This is a genomic window from Curtobacterium sp. NPDC090223 (genome assembly GCF_044746585.1).
GTDB lineage: Bacteria > Actinomycetota > Actinomycetes > Actinomycetales > Microbacteriaceae > Curtobacterium.
The window spans coordinates 252,524-265,966 of the sequence record NZ_JBIVCN010000001.1 but is presented as its reverse complement, the minus strand read 5'-3'; the positions used below and the strand labels follow the sequence as shown (position 1 = coordinate 265,966).

Genomic DNA, 13,443 nt, shown 5'->3' with positions numbered 1-13,443 from the left:
CGTCCCCTCAGCGCGCCGCGACGCCCGCCGCAGCGGGCTCGTCGATCTCGATCGGCAGGCCGAACATGCGCTTGGCGTTCCCCGCGAGCACGGCCGTCCGGTCCGCCTCCGAGATGTCCAGCGTGTTCGTGACGAAGTCGACGCCCTGGCTCATCCAGCCGTAGAAGACCGGGAACGACGAGCCGAACATGAAGTGGTCGGCACCGTTGATCTCGAGGGCGGCCTCGACCTGCTTCTTGCCCCAGGAGTGCGGGTGCGTCAGGTCGTAGTGGATGTTCTGGTCGAGGTACTGCTTGATCTTCGCGCCGCCGGTGGGGTCGAGACGCACCATCGACTCCTGCTTCATCGAGGCGTGCGGCGTCAGCAGCTCGGTGTTGGCGAACCAGTTGCCGCCGAGCATCGTGTGCACGAAGCGGAGGTCGGGGAAACGGTCGAACATGCCGGAGAACAGCTCACGGCCGACGGCGGTGGCCTGGTCCTGGATCCGACCGAACTCGCGGCGCAGGTTCGTGTAGTCGATGATCGACCTCCACTCGACGGGGAGCGGGGTGTGGTGCACGATGACCGGGATCCGCTTGTCGTTCAGCACCTCGAGGTAGGGCGTGAACGCGTCGTCGTCGAGGTACAGCTGCCCGTAGTGACACGCGAGCTGAACCCCGACCGCGCCCATCTCGATGGCGCGTTCGAGCTCCGCGATGTTCTCCTTGCCGCCCCACGGCGGGACCGCCGCGGTCATGAAGAGCCGGCCGTCTGACTCGGCGACGATCTTCGCGGCCTCGTCGTTGACGAGCTTGCAGGCGTCGAGCGGGAGCCACTCCTGCCAGACGGGGACGCGGAGGATGCCGTAGTCGACGCCGGCGTCGTCCATCGCGGCGAGCTTCGCCTGGGCGGAGTAGTCGCCCTCGACGTAGTTGAGGTTCTGATGTCCTGCCGGCTTCTCGAGGACGAGCTGGCGCTTGCCGGACTCCATCTCGATCACGCGGGCGATCTCGCCGAAGCCGCGCGGAGCGGAGTCGAGGAAGGCGTTCAGGATCTTCGGGTTCGAGAACAGGTCTTCGGGAAGGTGGTGGATGTTGATGTCTACGACGGTCATTGTCGTGCGTCCTCTTCTGTCATCGGTCGCGCAACGGTGCTGCACTGCGCCGTGCACGTCGTCCTTCCCGGCCGGAGAGAGCCGGATCGGGAAGTATGTTTAGAACTATAACAACATTTGCCACTGAGAGGACCCTTGACGTTGCCGATGGATGGTTCCGGTTCTCGTGCCGAGCCGAGCCGAGCCGGGCCGAGCGGCGCGCCGGCGTCCGGCGCCTCCGCACGTTCGACACCTCCGGTACCGCAACCCGCAGGCCGGCTACACCGCGCCGGACGACCTGCCGGGCGTGGACCGGGCAGACCAGCTCGACGCGCGCGACCAGGACGCGGATCGCTGGCTGCACGGTGCGTGACCGACGCCGGGTCGCGATCGTGACCTGACGCCGGACGGGAGGCTCGGCGCACGACCGCGCCGAACCTCCCGTCCGTCGCGTCAGGACTCCGCGACCACGCGGTTCTCGATGACGCCCAGCCCGTCGATCTCGCCGCGCACCACGTCGCCGGGGCGGAGGAACGCGCCCGTCGGCGCGCCGATGCCCGACGGCGTGCCCGTGGCGAGCACGTCACCCGGCTCGAGCGTCATCACCGTCGTCAGGTACGCGATCTGGTCGTAGACGTCGTAGATCATGTCGTTCGTGCGCGCGTTCTGGCGTTCCTCCCCGTTCACCCAGAGTCGGAGCGCCAGGTCGTGCGGGTCCGCCACCTCGTCGTCGGTCGTCAACCACGGCCCGAACGGCCCATGCGTGTCGAAGGACTTGCCGAGCGTGAACGTCGGCGAGCGCTTCGCGAGCCAGTCCCGCACGGACACGTCGTTCACGACGACGTACCCAGCGACGACCTCACGGGCGTCCTCGCGCGCGACGTGTCGGCACCGCGTGCCGATCACCACGCCGAGCTCGATCTCGTAGTCCATCTCCTCGGAGACGCCCGGCTTGACGATGTCGTCGTACGGTCCGGCGATGCAGGAGACCTGCTTGTTGAACCAGAGCTGGCTGGTGGGGGTCGGGATGCCCGCCTGGAGGGCCTCGGCGGCGTGCGCGCGGTAGTTCATCCCGATGCCGAGGAACTTCTGCGGGGCGTCCACCGGCGCCAGGAACTCGACGTCCGCGAGGGCGTACGACTTCCCCGTCGCAGCGGCGATGGCCGGTCGGAGGGTCGGCAGGTCGGCCAGCAGCGTGCGGACGGACGAGCCGATGCCCGCGGTGCCCGTCAGGTCGACGACGTGGTCGCCGTCGACCCGCCCGACGTGGAGGTCGCCGGCGGGGGTGCGGAAACGTGCGAGCTGCATGGTGGGGTTCCTTCTGGTCTGGATGCTGGTTCGGTACGGCTCACTCGGCGGCGAGCGCCTCGGCGAGGAAGTGCTCGGTGGCGACCCGTGCGCGTGCCGCTGCGCGCGGGTGGTGGGCGGCGACGTCGGGCGGGCCGGCGAGCGACGCGTGCACGCTGGTGAAGGCGTGCACCGCGCCGCCGTACGTGTCCGTTTCCCACTCGGCGCCGATCGCGGACAGCCCGCGCTCGACCGCGGCCACCATCTCGGGCGTCGCCATCGGATCCGCTGCGCCGGTGCAGAGCAGCACCCGGGTCCCCGGTGCGGCCGGACTCTCCGCCCAGTCGTCGCCGACCAGGTCCAGCCCGCCGTGCACGCTGATGACGGCCCGGACGTCGTGCTGCTCCGCGTCGCGCACCCCTGCCTCGTGCGCCCTCCGGAGCAGTTCGAGCCCGGACGCGCCGCCGAAGCAGTACCCGACGACGGCGATGCGGTCCGGGTCGACGGACGGCTCCTCCACCAGGCGATGCAGCGCCGCACGGACCCGCGCGGACCACTCGGGCCGGTTCGACGCCATCCCGCCGATGAGCGGGCCGATCTCCTCCCCCGCGACCGGCGTGGTGCGTCCGCCCCAGATGTCTGCCGCGAGGACCGTGTACCCGAGCCGAGCGTACCGACGCGCGAGGGCCCTGGTGTCCTCGTTCACGCCGAACGCGTCGTGCAGGAGGAGCACCGCCGGCCCGGGTGTCACCGTGGGCTCGGCCGGTGCGCACAGGTACCCGAGCATCGCCGTGTCGCCGAACCCGTACGGGACGTCCCGGTCGACGAGGCTCGCCTGCCGCACCCGCCACCGCTCGACGAGTGCGTGGCCGTAGTCGCCGCCGTTCGGGTGCCGCAGCGTGGTGTGCACGTGGAACCGGGCCGGCGTCTGGTTGCCGAGCCACACGCCGGCGTGGTGGTCGAGCTCGGTCAGGAGCACGGGGCTGTGCACGCGCAGGTAGAAGGGCTCGCTGCCGTCGGTGGCGCCGTACCAGGCGACGGAGGTCTCGTCGAGGTGGTCCTCGAACTCGGCGAGCGTCCGCGCTCGCTGGTCGTCGCGGAGGAGCACCAGGACGTCGTCGACGACCTCGAGGAGCGCCGCCGTCTGCTCGTCGTCGAGCCCCGACGCGCGGATGCCCTCGTACGGCACCACCCGGTTGTCCTGGAACGCCCCGGCGACGTGGCGTTCGTCGGCGGGGTGCAGACGCCCGGGCGGCATGCTCGGATCGAGGACGGACTCGTAGACGACCACTTCGGCCCGCTGCCGCTCGTCGAACGTCGACGCGAGCCGGAGCGCCGCCCGCTCGCGGGGACCGAAGGCGTCGACGCGGTCACCGTCGGTCGCCGCGGGCTCGGCACCGAGGAACGCCGGCGCGATGACGTGCCGGCCACCGACCGACACGAAGTGCACGGCGAGGTGGTGCCCGAAGAGCTGCCAGCCCCACGGTGCGTCCGGGTCCGGTTCCCCGTAGAGGGCGAACCAGTAGCTACGGTCGTTCATCACGGTCGGGAGCTCGACGAGGTCACCGAGCAGGCCGTTCAGTGCCATGAGCTCCCGGACGCGCGCCGAGCCCTCGGGGCTGAGCGATGCGTCGACGAGCCCGAGGATGGCATCGACCACCGGTTCGGCGCAGTCCTCCAGGCGGAGCCCGACGCGGTGGACGGTGAACTCGGGGTTGCTCCATGCCCGCCACTCGGGCGATTCGAAGTCGTACCGGAGCGCGTCGGCGGTCGGCCCGTCGATCGAGCCGATGAGCAGCATCGCGGCGGCGACCGGCTCGGTGATCGACGGCGCCGCGGTGTCCGCACGGCCCTCGAGAGCGAAGAGCCCTGGCCGGACGGAGCCGTCGGAGGTGACCCCGCGGAACGGCTGCTCGTAGCACCGCCGCCAGTCCGCCAGGAGCTCCTGCACGAAGTCCGGAGCGGTGCGGTCGGCCGCGTACTCGTCCCAGCGCTGCCCGCGGTACTGCGCGACGACGGGGTCGGCAGGGTCGAGCACGTGTTCGCGGTAGCTCCCGGAGGGCATGGTCACGGCGCCGGCACGACCGGTCGTCCGCTCGTCGGAGAAGAACTCGTCCTGTTCGGATGCAGCTGGCACCGGTGATGACCTCCTCGTCAAACCACGATCAAGTGGTTGTAACTTTACACACACCCACTGAGTTCGATCGGATCATTTGACTCTATTCTTACAACCACTTAGCGTCAGCTGACGGACTCACGAAGGAGTGGACACCATGGAGATCGCCATCGTCGGAGCGGGCCCCGCCGGCCTCATCACCGCCCTGCAACTGCACGCCAGGGGCGTCTTCCCGAAGATCTACGAGGCGGTGGGCGAGCTCAAGCCGCTCGGCGTCGGCGTCGACATCAAGCCATACGGGGTCGCGGAGCTGGACGGCATCGGGCTGCGCGAGGCCTTCGAGGCGATGTCCGTCGACGCGCAGGAGTCGCTGTTCTTCAACCACTTCGGTCAGGAGATCTACGCGGAGCGGTGCGGGACGCACATGGGCTACCTGTACCCGCAGCGGTTCGTCCACCGCGGGTCCCTGCAGATGATGCTGTACGACGCGGTGCTCGAGCGCCTTGGCCCGGACTCGGTCGTCGTGGGCGCCAGGACGGTCTCGTACGTGTCCGGCAGCACCGGCGCGACGATCCACCTGGAGTACCGCGACGGCCGGACGAGCGAGGTCCGCGCCGACGTGGTGATCGCTGCGGACGGCATCAAGTCCTCCGTGCGCCGCCAGATGCACCCCGAGAGCGCCGACCCGAAGTACTCCGGCATCACGATGTGGCGCGGGACCACGATCATGGAGCCGTTCAAGACCGGCGGCACGATCCTGCACATCGGCGACCCCAGGATCGCCAGCATGATCGTCTACCCGATCGCCGACGACTTCGAGGGCACCGGCAAGACCCTCGTCAACTGGGTGGTCGAGGCCACGCGAGACGAGACCGTCGAGGACTGGAACCAGCACGGCAGCGCCGACGAGATCCTGCCGCTGTTCGACGACACCGCCCTGCCGTTCCTCGACGTCCAGCAGATGCTCCGCGACGCCCACGAGGTGCTCCTCTTCCCGCTCATCGACCACGACCCGCTCGACACCTGGACCGACGGCCGCGTCGTCCTGCTCGGTGACGCCGCGCACGCGATGTACCCCCGCGGCGGGAACGGCGTCTGCCAGGCGTTCGTCGACGCCCGCGTGATCGCCGAGCAGCTGACGTCGACCACCGATCCCGACGAGGGGATCCGCGCCTACCAGGCCGCACGGTTGGAGCCGGTGAACCGGCTCGTGATGGCGAACCGCGGCGAGGCGTACGAGGTCATCCGCCGGATGGTGGCCGAGCGCACCGACGGCGAGCCCTTCACGGACATCGAGGAGGTCCTGCCGCTCGCGGAGGCCGACGCGATCTTCAGCAGGTACCACGCACTCGTCGGCATGCCCCGACCGGGGTACCGCGCCGACGAGGCGACCGGCTTCCGCAGCGTGGACGTCACCCCGGCGCCCTTCCCCACGGCGGAGCCGGCCGTCACCGGCGTTCGCGCGGCGTCGCCGTCCGTCGCGGCCGAGCTCCTCGACGTCGAGCGGCGCCGACAGGAGGCACTCATCGCCGTCGACCTCGACGCGCTCGATGCGCTGTTCGACGACACCCTCGTGCACATCCACGCGCCGGGTCTGACGCACGACAAGGCGCAGCTCCTCGAGCACACGGCCACGCGGCGCACGTACCTCGAGATCACCCGCGGCGACCTCGACATCCGCGTGGTGGGCGACGTCGCCGTCGTCACCGGACCGATCACCAACCGGATGCGCGCGCCGGAAGGGGGCGAGCGGACACTCGCCGGTGTCGCCACCCAGGTCCTCGTCCGAGACGACGAACACGGCTGGCGGTTCGTGAGCTTCCAGATGACACCGTTCGGCGAGCAGGCATGGGGCGCGCTCCCCTCGGAGACACCCCAGGATGTCGTGGCCTCGTCGCTGTAGACGGAACCGATCGCTGAGCCGCGCGGGGTTCGGCCGTCCGCTGCGAGCCGAGACCGCTTGCCGCGTCACGGGCGACGGTGGGGCAGAGGGCTCAGGTGTTCACGCTCCGATCGTCGGTGCTGCTGATCACCGAGCAACCCCCTTCGTTCCACGACCATCCCGGGGAACGGGATGATCGTCCCTCTTGGTGCGCGCCCGGAAGTTGTGAAATCATAGCTATGGGAATCCGCGGTCGAGGATAGGGTGGAGCCGTGGCCACCAACGAGACCGACGACGACCGGATCTACGCGGACCTCGCGGAGAGCGTCCTGACCCTGGCCCGCGAGATCCGACTGCGCGAAGCCGAGCTCGAGGACACGATCTCCCTCACACCCTCGTACGCACAGGTCATGCGCTACGTCTCCACCCACCCCGGTGCGACGCCGAGCGAGACCGCAGACGCCACCGGCCTCCTCCGCAGCAACCTCAGCACCGCGCTCCGTGAGCTCGAGAAGATCGGGTTCGTGGAGAAGCGGCAGAGCGCGGAGGACGGTCGGGGCGTCCGGCTGTACCCGACGGACACGGCGCTCGGGAACCTCGGGCGGGTACGCGAGCAGTGGGCCGCCGACGCGGAACGCCTGCTGGGCAAGACCACCGGCGTCTCCCGCACCACGACGATGCTCCGCACGCTCGCTGAGGGTCTTGCGGCCGAGCGGCAGGCCGCCGGGCGGCAGTGGTCGCGGCGACAGATGTAGCACCGGGTCGCCTGAGCCGGACGACGTTCTTCCCGGTCGCCTCGCGTGACGTTCGCACAGCCCTCGCCTCCGACACCACGAGCACGATCGCCGCGACCCTGTGGGACCGAAGCATCACCATGACGAAGGTCGCCGAGGTGAGCAACGGTGTCCGCTCCCGACCGAGATCCGACCCGTGATCCGGGGATCCTCGTGTGGGCCCTGCCGGGATCGAACCGACGACATCCACGGTGTAAACGTGGCGCTCTACCAGCTGAGCTAAAGGCCCTTCCCGGCCATCCTAGAGCCGCAGCGCGAGCCCGGCCGTACGCTTCCGTCATGAGCGCCATCCGCACCGGCTGCGACCTCGCCGCGGTCGAGGACGTCTCCGCCGGCATCGCCGCACACGGCGAGCGCTACCTGGCCCGCGTCTTCACCGCACGCGAACGTGCCGACACCGACGACTCCCCCGAACGCCTCGCCGCACGCTTCGCCGGCAAGGAGGCCGTCGTCAAGCTCCTCCGCCCGACCCGTGCTGACGCGATCGCTCCGCACGACGTCGCCGTCGTCCTCGACGAGCACGGCGCACCGACAGTCGAGCTCGACGGAACCGCCGCAACGCTCGCAGCGCGCCTCGGCATCGTGGAGATCTCCGTCTCCCTCTCCCACGAGCGGGGCCTCGCGATGGCCACCGCCGTGGCACTCGCGGAGCGCTGAGCGGGCGTTACAACGCTGCAGGCTGTACCCGTGTTCAGACCCACGCCCGTCCTGCGGGAAGCCGCATCCGCACGGCGGTTTCCCGGTGCCGACCGCTCCTTACCGTTGCTGACATGCATCAGGACCCGACCTCCGGAGCGACCACCGTCGCCCTCGCTGACCCCGCGGCCGAACAGGCCGTGCGACAGGCCCTCGCCGACCACGGACGCCTCACCGTCGACGCGTGGGACGTCGCGCCGATCGCGGACCTCTACGCGCTCGGCCTGACGTCGCACGCCACGGTGAACGTGATGCTCGCCGTCGAGAACGAGCTCGATGCGGAGTTCCCGGACGCGGTCCTGAACCGGGCGACCTTCGGCTCGGTGGAGTCGATCGTGGCGGCTGCGGTGCTGGCGACGGCCTCGTGACGCTCCTGCAGCACACCGCCGACCGCGCCGGGGCCACCCGCGACCGGTTCGCCGAACGGGCGGCCGCCGTCGCCGCGGTCGCAGCGCAGTTCGCCGACGAGGTGGACCGGGACGCCCGTCCCCCGCGCGAGGCGATCGCCGCGATGCGCGAGTACGGACTCCTCGCCGCGGCGGTCCCCGTCGAGCTCGGCGGGGAAGGTGCGACCGTGTCGGAGCTGTCCGCCGTCGCGACCGAACTCGGTCGTGCCTGCGCCGCGACGGGCATGGTCTTCGCGATGCACCACGGGCAGGCGATGGCCCTGTGGCGCCACGGCGGGGACGGCGCGGGGATCGTCGCGATGACCGAGGCCGTCCGGAACGGCGCACTGGTGGCGTCCGCGACGACCGAGAAGGGCGTCGGCGGCGATGCCCGCCGGTCCACGTGCGCGATCGAGCCCGAGGCGACGGACGCGGGCTCGGCCACGCGCATCCGTCTGCGCAAGGACGCGCCGGTCATCTCCTACGCCACCGAGGCCGACGCCGTCTTCGTCACCGCCCGCCGTCACCCGGACGCTCCCGCCTCGGACCAGCGGCTCGTGGTGTGCTGGACGGCGGACACCGTGCTGTCCCAGACGTCGACGTGGGACACGATGGGCCTCCGCGGGACGTGCAGCAACGGCTGGGTCCTGGACGCCTCGACCACCGTCGACGCCGTGTTCCACGACGACTACGCGATGATCTCCGCGCACACCGTCCTGCCGGTCTCGCACGTGCTCTGGGCGTCGGTCTGGCTCGGCATCGCCGTGTCGGCCGCCGAACGCGCGCGTGCCGCGGTCCGCAAGCAGGCCAGGGCGTCCGTCGGGACCACCCCGCCCGGAGCGCTCCGGCTCGCCGAGCTCCTCGTCGACCTGCAGGCGCTCGCCGACACCGTCCGACACGCCGCCGAGCGGTACGACGGCATCGCGGACGACCCGGAGGCGCTCGAGTCGAGCGCCCACGCCCTCGCCGCGAACGCCCTGAAGATCGGGGCCTCGGAACGGGTCACCGACCTCGTCACGACGGCGATGCGCATCGTCGGGATCGCGGGCTACGCCGCCACCGGGCCGATGAGCATCGCCCGACACCTCCGGGACGCCCACGGTGCCGCCGTCATGGTGAGCAACGACCGTCTCCTCCAGAACGACGCCGGACTGGCCATCATGACCGGAGTGATCCTGTGACCACCACCACCCCGAGCACCACCGACCCGAGCACCTCCGACCCGGGCACCCGCGCCGCGGACGGGACCCCGCTCGACCGCGCCCGTGCCGTCCTCCGAGCACGACTGCTCACGGACGGCGTCCTGGTGGACCTCGGCTCCCCCGGGCTCTACGGCCGCACCGGCGTCTTCGACCGCGTGTACGGCGCCGTCGACGCCGCGGCCGTCCGGTCGATGGCCGACCTCGACGCCGAGGTCCTGCGGTTCCCGCCGGTCGAACCCCTCGCCGCGTTCGAACGCACCGACTACATCGCGTCCTTCCCCGACCTCGCCGCATCGGTCTCCGGCTTCACGGGCGACGACCGGAAGCACCGCGAACTGCTGGCGGCCCGGGAACGCGGCGAGCGCTGGGAGTCGTTCCTGGAGCCGGCGGACCTGATGCTCGCGCCGGCCGTCTGCCACCCGGTCTACGGGCTCGTGACCGGGACGGTCCCGCAGGCGGGCCGGTCCTTCGACGTCCTCGGGGACTCGTTCCGACGGGAGCCGTCGCTCGACCCGATGCGGCTGCAGGCCTTCCACATGCACGAGTTCGTGCACATCGGCACGCCGTCCTCGGCGAAGGCGCACCGTGACGGCCGCGTGCCGGTCATGCGTGACCTGCTGCGCGACTTCGGCCTGGAGATCGACGTCGTCCCCGCCAACGACCCGTTCTTCGGCCGGGTCGGCACGATGCTGGCGCGCAACCAGATCGAGCAGGCGCTCAAGTTCGAGTTCGTCACGCCGGTGTACGGCGACGCCGGCGAACCGACGGCGATCAGCTCCGCGAACCTGCACGAGGACCATTTCGGCACGTCGTTCGCGATCCGTACCGCCGACGGCGAGGTCGCGCACAGCGCCTGCCTCGCGTTCGGTCTGGAGCGCATCACGATCGCCCTGTTCGCCGCGCACGGCACCGACCCGACGGCGTGGCCGGTGGACGTCCGTCGCGCGTTGGCACGGTGACGACGTTCCACGGCTGGTCGGGTTCGCCGGCGATCCGCGCTGCGGTGCAGGCACCGCGCGCGGCCCGCGCCGGCGTCGTGATCTGCCCGCCACTCGGCCAGGAGGGCGTGATCGCGTACCGCACGCTCCGCCTGTTGGCAGACCGCCTGGAGGCTCGTGGCGTGGCCTCGGTGCGCTACGACCCGTCCGGACGTGGGGACTCCGGCGCCGACCCCGACCCCGACGCGCAGGTCCGGTCCGCCACGTGGGCCGCGGCCGTGCTGCGCACGACCGGTGTGTCGCGGATCGTGTTCGTCGGGCTCGCCTCGGCGGGGCTGGTCGCTGGCGCGGCCGCCGGGGGCGAGGACGGCCTGGTGCTCTGGGACGCGCCGGAGTCCGGGCGGGCGTGGCTCCGGCGGCAGCGGGCGCTCGCGTCGATCACGATCGGTCCGCAGCGGGTGGTCGACGACCTCGAGAGCCTCGTCGGGCTCGACCTCGGTCCGGCGGAGGCGTCCGCGCTCGCGGCACTGCGCTTCACCCCGCGTGCCGGGGCGACCGGCGTGTTCGTCCGCCCGGGTGCCCGAGCGCCGAAGGCCCTCGGCGACGTCCGCTCCGTCCAGGTGCACGGCACCGCCGAGCTCCTCGACGGCACGAGCATCCACGCCCGCATCCCGTCGGACGCCGTCGACCGGGTCGTGTCGTGGATCGACGGGCTGGTGCCCACCGCGACGACGGCCACCCGTCCGCCGGAGCTCGATCCGGTCCTGGACCTCGACGACGGCGTGTCCGAGCGGATCGTGCGACTCGGGCCCGATGCGCTGTTCGGCATCGAGACCGTCCCCGCCGCGGCCCCGGCCGACGGCCCGGTGGTGGTGCTGCACAACGGCGCCGCCGAGCACCGGGTCGGAGCGAGCGACTACCAGGTCGCACTGGCCCGGTCACTGGCCCGTGACGGCGCACGGGTCGTCCGGGTCGACCGCCGCGGCACCGGCGAGAGCTCCGTCGTCTGCGGTGCCGAGCGTGACCACCTGTTCGCGCAGGAGTGGATCGACGACCAGTCGGCGGTCGTCGCGGCACTCGGTGTCACGGCGGACCGGCTCGCCCTCGTCGGGATGTGCGCCGGTGCGTGGGTCGCTGGTCGGTCCCGGGCCGAGGCACCGCGGCTCGTCGTGCAGATCAGCCCGAACGACTACCGGCGCCGTCCGGCCGCTCCGGGCGACTACAGCGACGCCGTCCGTGCCGTGGACGCCCCGTCGCCGGCTCGGCGGTGGGTCCGTGAGCGGTACAACGCGCTCGTCCCGGCAGAGGTCCGTGCCCGCATCGCCCGCCGGGACCGCGCGGGCGGGGTCGTCGAGCACGTCCGGCCCCTCGTGGCGAACGGCACCGACGTCGTGCTCATCGCCGCGGACGACGACGCGCGGCTCTTCCACCGTCTCGGCGGCGGCGCGGCGCTCCGTCGATGGGCCGCCGGCGAGACCGGCGGCACCGTGACGCTCGTGCACGTCCCGGACGGCGACCACTCCCTGTTCTCCCCGGTCATGCGCGCCGCGGTCCTGGCCGAGGTCCGCTCCCGGGTCGCCGCGACGTTCCCCGTGCACGCGTGACCGGGGACGCGCAGGGGCGACCACGAGTAGGCATGGACGGGTGCGACGAGCGGTGTGGGCGGCGGTGGGGCTCGCCGTCGTCGTGCTCGTGAGCGGGTGCGCGACGACCGATGGCGCTCCACCGTGGCCGAGGCCGACCGACCTGGCGGCACGGGCCGACGCAGCGAGACTCCACGACGTGTGGGGGCAGCGGCTCGCGGAGCACGTCCACACGCACGTGACGATCACCGACGGCGACACCCCGGTGGTGATCCCCGGCGACGTCGGGCATTCGGCCGAGCAGCACTTCGCGGCCGAGATCCACACGCACGACACGTCGGGCATCGTGCACGTCGAGTCCCCGGAGCGCCGGACCTTCACGCTCGGGCAGTTCTTCGACGAGTGGGACGTCTCGTTGGGTCCGGCGCACGTGGGCGGGCTGCACGGCGACCTGACCATCTGGGTCGACGGCCACAGGTTCTACGGCAACCCGAGGTCGATCGCGCTGCGGGACCTCGAGGAGGTCGATCTCGTGGTCACGACGATCGGCGAGGTGCCGCACCGGCCGCCGGCGTTCGACTGGCCGCCGCAGTACCACTGACCGCGTCGTCGCCGAGGGCCCGCAGCACCGCGGCCGGGTGCTCGACGTGGGCGAAGTGGCCACAGTCGTCGAGCAGCACCGTGCGGGTCTGCGGCACGACCCGGGCGAGGTCGTCGAGGTCGCGGACCCGTGCGAACACGTCGTCGCGCCCGGCGATCGCGGTGACCGGGCAGTCGATGCCCCGCCACCGGTCGGTGTCGTAGGCGGCCCCGGTCCGGGCCGCGCCGAGGAACCCGGCGGGCCGGAGCTCCGCGACGAAGGCGTCGAGCACGCTGCGGTCGAGTGCGCCCACGTGCGTGAACACCGGCGCGGCGAGGAGACGGAGCAGGCCGATGCGCGCCAAGCCGCGGAGCATCGGGACCGCGGCGCTCCGGGTGACCGCGAGTCCGGCTCGGAGCAGGGCGAACGACGGCAGGGTCAGCACGCCCCGGACGGGGTGCCTGGCGGCGTCGACGGCCGCGAAGGTGGTGCCGGACACCAGGGTCACCGACCGGGTGCGTCCGGGCGCGGCGACGGCGAGGTGCATGCCGATGAACGCGCCCATCGAGTGCCCGACGACGTCCACGGTGCCGACCGCCAGGGCGTCGAGGACCGAACGGAGCACCGCGACGGCGTCGTCGACCTCGAGCGGCTGCGCCGGGGCCGGCGACGACCCCCACCCGGGCAGGTCGACCAGGACGAGGCCGCGGCCCGTGAACCCGTGCGCGGCGCGCAGCAGCGGTGTCCACGTCGTCCAGGACCCGGCGACGCCGTGGAGCAGGAGCAGCGGACGGGGGCCAGGACGGGCGTGCACCACGACCGGACCGACGGTGGTCCGGACGACGGAGCGCGTCAGCGACCACGGGGCGGGGTCGGCCGTCACCGGGTACGGAGCGTAGGCGCCGGG

General features: G+C 71.9%; 12 protein-coding genes and 1 tRNA gene. 8 read left to right on the top strand and 5 right to left on the bottom strand.

The features are described from left to right. Nucleotides 1-7: 7 nt before the first annotated feature. The 3 genes from ACIPJY_RS01195 to ACIPJY_RS01185 all read right to left on the bottom strand — a co-directional run bounded on the left by ACIPJY_RS01195 (nt 8) and on the right by ACIPJY_RS01185 (nt 4,496). Entirely contained in the window at nt 8-1,093 is a 1,086-nt protein-coding gene (locus tag ACIPJY_RS01195; RefSeq protein WP_400460442.1) for an amidohydrolase family protein, read from the bottom strand. A gap of 432 nt (nt 1,094-1,525) precedes the next feature. After that, nucleotides 1,526-2,380: a fumarylacetoacetate hydrolase family protein gene (locus ACIPJY_RS01190; RefSeq protein WP_400460444.1), complete on the bottom strand. Its 855-nt coding sequence runs from the start codon at nt 2,378-2,380 to the stop codon at nt 1,526-1,528. Nucleotides 2,381-2,420: 40 nt separating this feature from the next. Next, nucleotides 2,421-4,496, bottom strand: coding sequence for a DUF3500 domain-containing protein (locus tag ACIPJY_RS01185; RefSeq protein ID WP_400460445.1), 2,076 nt, complete (start codon nt 4,494-4,496; stop codon nt 2,421-2,423). Nucleotides 4,497-4,632: 136 nt separating this feature from the next. Here ACIPJY_RS01185 and ACIPJY_RS01180 point away from each other — a divergent pair, with 136 nt between their 5' ends. Both ACIPJY_RS01180 and ACIPJY_RS01175 read left to right on the top strand, forming a co-directional pair. Further along, nucleotides 4,633-6,378 carry an FAD-dependent monooxygenase gene (locus tag ACIPJY_RS01180; protein WP_400460447.1) on the top strand — a complete coding sequence of 582 codons (1,746 nt, stop codon included), beginning with the start codon at nt 4,633-4,635 and terminating at the stop codon, nt 6,376-6,378. 251 nt (nt 6,379-6,629) lie between these two features. Beyond that, nucleotides 6,630-7,112: a MarR family winged helix-turn-helix transcriptional regulator gene (locus tag ACIPJY_RS01175; protein WP_400460449.1), complete on the top strand. Its 483-nt coding sequence runs from the start codon at nt 6,630-6,632 to the stop codon at nt 7,110-7,112. Nucleotides 7,113-7,307: 195 nt separating this feature from the next. On the opposite strand, the gene ACIPJY_RS01170 is transcribed toward ACIPJY_RS01175, so the two are convergent. Then, nucleotides 7,308-7,380, bottom strand: a tRNA-Val gene (locus ACIPJY_RS01170). A gap of 50 nt (nt 7,381-7,430) precedes the next feature. On the opposite strand from ACIPJY_RS01170, the gene ACIPJY_RS01165 reads away from it, so the two are divergent. From ACIPJY_RS01165 to ACIPJY_RS01140, 6 genes are all read left to right on the top strand, one after another. Beyond that, nucleotides 7,431-7,808, top strand: a complete 378-nt coding sequence (locus ACIPJY_RS01165; protein ID WP_400460451.1) for a holo-ACP synthase — start codon at nt 7,431-7,433, stop codon at nt 7,806-7,808. A gap of 113 nt (nt 7,809-7,921) precedes the next feature. Next, complete coding sequence (locus tag ACIPJY_RS01160; protein ID WP_400460453.1) at nt 7,922-8,215, top strand: acyl carrier protein; 294 nt, start codon at nt 7,922-7,924, stop codon at nt 8,213-8,215. Then, nucleotides 8,212-9,414 (top strand): acyl-CoA dehydrogenase family protein, encoded by a 1,203-nt coding sequence (locus ACIPJY_RS01155; protein WP_400460455.1) that lies wholly within the window; start codon nt 8,212-8,214, stop codon nt 9,412-9,414. The genes ACIPJY_RS01160 and ACIPJY_RS01155 overlap by 4 nt, the downstream gene beginning before the upstream one ends. Then, nucleotides 9,411-10,394, top strand: a complete 984-nt coding sequence (locus ACIPJY_RS01150; protein WP_400460457.1) for an amino acid--[acyl-carrier-protein] ligase — start codon at nt 9,411-9,413, stop codon at nt 10,392-10,394. Before ACIPJY_RS01155 ends, ACIPJY_RS01150 begins: the two co-directional genes overlap by 4 nt. Further along, nucleotides 10,391-11,977: a hypothetical protein gene (locus ACIPJY_RS01145; protein ID WP_400460459.1), complete on the top strand. Its 1,587-nt coding sequence runs from the start codon at nt 10,391-10,393 to the stop codon at nt 11,975-11,977. The genes ACIPJY_RS01150 and ACIPJY_RS01145 overlap by 4 nt, the downstream gene beginning before the upstream one ends. 40 nt (nt 11,978-12,017) lie before the next feature. Beyond that, nucleotides 12,018-12,557 (top strand): hypothetical protein, encoded by a 540-nt coding sequence (locus ACIPJY_RS01140; RefSeq protein ID WP_400460461.1) that lies wholly within the window; start codon nt 12,018-12,020, stop codon nt 12,555-12,557. Here ACIPJY_RS01140 and ACIPJY_RS01135 read toward each other — a convergent pair. Further along, nucleotides 12,493-13,419: an alpha/beta fold hydrolase gene (locus tag ACIPJY_RS01135; RefSeq protein ID WP_400468121.1), complete on the bottom strand. Its 927-nt coding sequence runs from the start codon at nt 13,417-13,419 to the stop codon at nt 12,493-12,495. The genes ACIPJY_RS01140 and ACIPJY_RS01135 overlap by 65 nt on opposite strands. Between the last annotated feature and the right edge of the window lie 24 nt (nt 13,420-13,443).

What these genes read in the sequence shown, in the direction of transcription:
- ACIPJY_RS01190 (WP_400460444.1), bottom strand. Translation starts at nt 2,380, where the DNA reads ATGCAGCTCGCACGTTTCCGCACCCCCGCCGGCGACCTCCACGTCGGG.
- ACIPJY_RS01165 (WP_400460451.1), top strand. Translation starts at nt 7,431, where the DNA reads ATGAGCGCCATCCGCACCGGCTGCGACCTCGCCGCGGTCGAGGACGTC.
- ACIPJY_RS01180 (WP_400460447.1), top strand. Translation starts at nt 4,633, where the DNA reads ATGGAGATCGCCATCGTCGGAGCGGGCCCCGCCGGCCTCATCACCGCC.
- ACIPJY_RS01160 (WP_400460453.1), top strand. Translation starts at nt 7,922, where the DNA reads ATGCATCAGGACCCGACCTCCGGAGCGACCACCGTCGCCCTCGCTGAC.
- ACIPJY_RS01195 (WP_400460442.1), bottom strand. Translation starts at nt 1,093, where the DNA reads ATGACCGTCGTAGACATCAACATCCACCACCTTCCCGAAGACCTGTTC.